General features: G+C 61.6%; 4 protein-coding genes. 2 read left to right on the forward strand and 2 right to left on the reverse strand.

What is annotated here, in order from left to right; genetic code table 11:
- Window positions 1-258 precede the first annotated feature (258 nt).
- Window positions 259-612, reverse strand: coding sequence for a hypothetical protein (locus VJS90_RS04090; RefSeq protein WP_324119368.1), 354 nt, complete (start codon window positions 610-612; stop codon window positions 259-261).
- Between the two features lie 184 nt (window positions 613-796).
- On the opposite strand from VJS90_RS04090, the gene VJS90_RS04095 reads away from it, so the two are divergent.
- Complete coding sequence (locus VJS90_RS04095) at window positions 797-1,984, forward strand: MFS transporter (RefSeq protein WP_414704893.1); 1,188 nt, start codon at window positions 797-799, stop codon at window positions 1,982-1,984.
- A gap of 69 nt (window positions 1,985-2,053) precedes the next feature.
- Here VJS90_RS04095 and VJS90_RS04100 read toward each other — a convergent pair whose 3' ends face one another.
- Window positions 2,054-3,151, reverse strand: a complete 1,098-nt coding sequence (locus VJS90_RS04100; RefSeq protein WP_324119369.1) for an NADH:flavin oxidoreductase — start codon at window positions 3,149-3,151, stop codon at window positions 2,054-2,056.
- A 133-nt stretch (window positions 3,152-3,284) separates the two neighbouring features.
- On the opposite strand from VJS90_RS04100, the gene VJS90_RS04105 reads away from it, so the two are divergent.
- On the forward strand, window positions 3,285-4,235 hold the full coding sequence (locus tag VJS90_RS04105; protein WP_324119370.1) for a LysR family transcriptional regulator: 951 nt from the start codon (window positions 3,285-3,287) through the stop codon (window positions 4,233-4,235).
- The last annotated feature ends 20 nt before the right edge of the window (window positions 4,236-4,255 follow it).

Here is a 4,255-nt window from a genome sequence, read left to right on the forward strand (position 1 = left end):
TTGATCGCCCCGTGCGCCAGGACGTGATCCGCCGCGTCCGGGCCGTCAGTCTGAGAGATTCTTTGCTCGATCGCCTCCACTGCCAAAAGCTTCTCTCTTGCTGCTGCCAGGCCATAACTGCCCGATTCCGAAATCTTTGCCCACCAATGGTCGACTAACAGACTCTTCATAACAGCACCTCGCTCCGGCCCAATTGCCGGTTATTGGGTAATAGCTCATGGCGGACCGGATTGCCACCATGCGCGGCGGGGGCTTGGGTCAGCAACACGCCTGGTAGAGCGCCATGCCACCTGACATGACTGCTCCGATCAGGATCAACATGGAGATGCCCCGACCGATATAGATATGGCTGTACGGATACACCTGGCTTCGCTGTTCGCGGGAGAGGGACTTCAGGTAGCGATGACGCAAGATGAAATAAATGAGGCTGATGAGCGGATAGATGAAAAGGGTCAGCCCGAGCATTTGCCAGCCCCACAGGCTACCTAGTAGCAACGGGGTAAGCAGATAGGCGCTGTTTACCCAGAAGTCCATGTCCTTCAGGACTTCACGGACTTCATGCCCTGGGTCCTTGGCTTTCTTCCGTGACTTTATTGCTGGCTTCCTTGTCATGCGTGCACCCGATTCTTTCCCCATTCTACATCGCCGGTTGTAGATGCGGACCACATGAGCTGCCCCGAGGTATACCCGACAACACCGGCTTCCAACGCCTTCGAGCGAATTGTTTCTCGACGATCTGGTCATCAATTCTCTAAGATCGCACCTTTATCGTTTCAGCGTATGTCGAAGGAACTTGATGTCTATCCACGAAGCTCCACCGCTAGCCCATCCGAAGACCACCGTCGTCAAGATGGAAGCCGCCATGGCCTTGGGAAGCTTTGCCATCGGCACGGGCGAATTCGCCATCATGGGGCTGATGCCTGACATCGCCAGCAACCTGCAGCTGTCCGAACCCCAGGTTGGCCACGCCATCAGTGCCTATGCCCTGGGTGTCATGGTCGGGGCGCCGACCTTGGCCATCCTGGGCGCGAAGCTGCTGCGCAAGCACATGCTGCTTCTGCTGATGGCGCTGTATGCCCTTGGCAACCTGGCAACCGCCTTCGCGCCCTCGTACTCCGGGCTGATCGCGTTTCGCTTCATCAGTGGCCTTCCCCATGGCGCGTATTTCGGCATTGCCGCGGTGGTGGCCTCGAGCATGGTCCCGACCAACCAGCGCGCGGGCGCCGTGGCAAGGGTGATGATGGGCCTTACCCTGGCCATGCTGCTGGGCAATCCGGTGGCGACGTTCCTGGGCCAGTTCTTCGGCTGGCGCTCCGCCTTTGTCCTGGTGGGCGTGATCGCCCTGTGCACCATCGGCCTTGTCTGGCGCTACGTGCCCCAACGCCATGACGAAGCACGCAGCGATCCGCGCAAGGAACTGCAGGCGTTTCGTCTGCCGCAGGTGTGGATGGCGCTCGCCATCGCCTCCATCGGCTTCGCCGGCATGTTCTGCGTGTTCAGCTACCTGGCTCCGACCATCCTCGAGGTCACCAAGGCGTCACCGCAGTGGATTCCCGTGGGCCTGGCGGCGTTCGGAGCAGGCGGCATCATCGGCAACATCGCCGGCGGCAAGCTGTTCGATCGCCTGCAGTTCCGCGCGGTGGGACTGGTGCTGGTGTGGTCGATTGCCGTGCTGGCGCTCTTCCCCTACGCGGCCAGCTCACAGTGGGGCATTCTCTTGAGCATCGGCCTGGTCGGCACCATGATCGCCCTGGCCGCGCCCTTGCAGATTCGCCTGATGGACATCGCCCACGAGGCGCCAAGCCTGGCTGCGGCGTCCAACCATGCGGCGTTCAACCTGGCCAACGCGCTCGGCCCGTGGTTTGGCGGCATGGCGATCGCCGCAGGGTACGGATGGACGAGCACTGGGTATATCGGCGCGGCCACGGCCCTGGCCGGCCTGGGACTCTACCTGGTGGCAAGGCGGATGAAGGGCGGGCACTGAGACTTCTCCCGCTGTACGCCATGGGTGAATAGCGAAAGGCGAGCATTGCTCGCCTTTCGCACCTCTGCATTACGCCAGCTCGCTGGCCTTGATGTTGGCGATCGGGCCAAGAATAGCGGGGTCGAACTCGCGCAGCGCTTCACCCCGTGCAATACGGCCCGGCAGATCCGGATTCGCCAGCGCTCCCCGGCCGAAGGCGATCACATCGGCGCCTTTCGCCAAGAGCTCCACGGAGCGGTCGAGTTCATGCAGCGAACCATTTGTCAGGAGGGTCACGCTTGGCGCATAGCGCCTGGCCAATGTCGCCAGGCTGTCGGTACCCCCTTCGAATGCCGGCCTCCAGGCTTCATGTTCGGTGACGTGGATATAGTCGACACCGGCGTCAGCCATCGAGCAGAAAATAACCTCGGCCTCGTGCTCACTCGCCCATTTGTGCTGGAAATCATTGACCTTCCCCTGGGAGACTCGCACGCCGAGCGCAGCACCCGGCTTCATCGTCTTCCTGACGGCCGCCAACACCTCGAGGATCAGGCGGATACGGTTGTTGACGTCCCCGCCCCACTTGTCAGTACGCTGGTTGGCGTAGTCGGTCAGAAACTGGTCAAGCAGATAACCATTGGCAGCGTGGATTTCGACCCCATCGAATCCAGCGACCTCGGTAGCCCGCTGGGCAGCGTTCGCGAAGCCTTCGATGGCGTCGGCAATCTGCGCGTCCGTCGCCGCAGATGGCACCGGGTACTCGCCCTTGCCGTAGTAGAAGGACATCTGCTCCCCCTTCGGCTGCATCACGGATGGCGCGAGGGTCCCGGATACAAATCGATTGCCCTGGTTGAGCGCGCCGGCATGCATGAGCTGCGCGACGACCTTGGTGTCGTGAGCGTGCAGGCGCTTGACCAAGCCAGTCCACGCCTGTGCTTGCGCCAGGTCGCTGATGCCCGGCTGGAACAGGTAACCTTGTGAGTACTGCTGGTCGGTGTAAAGCCCTTCCGTGATCAGCAGGCCGAAACCACCCTTGGCGAACCGTTCGTAATACGTCGCCATCTGTTCGGTTGGTGTACCCGCTTCGGTGGCGCTGACGCGCGTCATCGGCGCGACGGCGAAGCGGTTTTTCAGGGTGACATTTCCCATACGAGACGGGGAAAACAGTACGTCTTTCTGGACGCTCATGTGCTGGCTCCTGGCCATGCGCTCCCACCAGGGCCGGAACGCTTGTTAACGATGGCTGTTAAGATAAGAGGCCCGCGCCCCCAGTAGAACCCCACGCACCCGATAAGGTGCTGTAACGAGGAGCGTTATAATCATGCAGCTTGAGGAAGTCGCCGTACTGGTTTCGATCATCGAAACAGGAAGCCTGTCGGGTGCTGCCCGGGCCCTTGGACTGACCCCGATGACGGTATCGAGGCGCCTGAGCACGCTGGAAAACGACCTGGGCGCAAGGCTGATTCACCGCACCACACGTTCCGTCTCGCTCACGCCGGAGGGCGAGGCGCTCATGCCCCATGCCTTGACCATGCTTGAAGCGGAAGAAGCCGCCCGCTATGCCCTGGCACCCGATGCCAGGTCAGCAAAAGGCCAGCTGCGTATCACCGCTCCGGCGGTGTTTGGCCAGAACATCATCATGCCGTTGATTCCCACGTTGATGGCCAACCATCCTTTGCTCAAGGTGGAGTGCCATTTCACGGACTCGCTGGTCGACCTTGCCGCCAATGGCATCGACCTCGCGATACGCATAGCGCCGCTCAAGGATTCCACCCTGATCGCCAGGCGGATTGCCCCGAACAACATGGTGATCTGCGCCGCGCCAGGCTATCTGGCAGGCTGCGAATCGCCGCGCACGATCGACGACCTCAAGCACCATGCCTGCCTGCTCCTTAAAAGCATGCCGGCATGGCAGTTCGATGCAGGTGGTTCCACGGCCTCCTTCAAACCGGACAGCCACTTCTGCGCTGGTGATCTCGCGACGCTCATTACCGCGTGCCTACAGGGCATGGGGCTGGCCTTGATTTCCTTCTGGGACGTCCAGCACCTCGTCGAACAGGGCAAGCTGGAGGTGGTGAGCCTCGACGCCTGTAACCCGGCGTCATCTTTCGTCTGGGCTATTACCTCGACACGAAACCATGTCCCGCTGCGCGTGCAGGTGTTTCTCGACAGGCTACAGGCGCAGCTGGCGAGCTTGCGTTCGTCTCCGGGCGAAGGGGCGAGCGACCGTGTTTCCCCTGCCGGCGCCTACCCATTCGCAGCGCAACCCTGAGGCCTACGACCGCCCCGCCC

This window comes from Pseudomonas sp. (assembly GCF_035277045.1).
Taxonomy (GTDB): Bacteria; Pseudomonadota; Gammaproteobacteria; order Pseudomonadales; family Pseudomonadaceae; genus Aquipseudomonas.

Excerpts from the sequence above, each read along its gene's own strand:
- VJS90_RS04090 (WP_324119368.1), bottom strand. The coding sequence starts at position 612 with ATGACAAGGAAGCCAGCAATAAAGTCACGGAAGAAAGCCAAGGACCCA.
- VJS90_RS04095 (WP_414704893.1), top strand. The coding sequence starts at position 797 with ATGTCTATCCACGAAGCTCCACCGCTAGCCCATCCGAAGACCACCGTC.
- VJS90_RS04100 (WP_324119369.1), bottom strand. The coding sequence starts at position 3,151 with ATGAGCGTCCAGAAAGACGTACTGTTTTCCCCGTCTCGTATGGGAAAT.
- VJS90_RS04105 (WP_324119370.1), top strand. The coding sequence starts at position 3,285 with ATGCAGCTTGAGGAAGTCGCCGTACTGGTTTCGATCATCGAAACAGGA.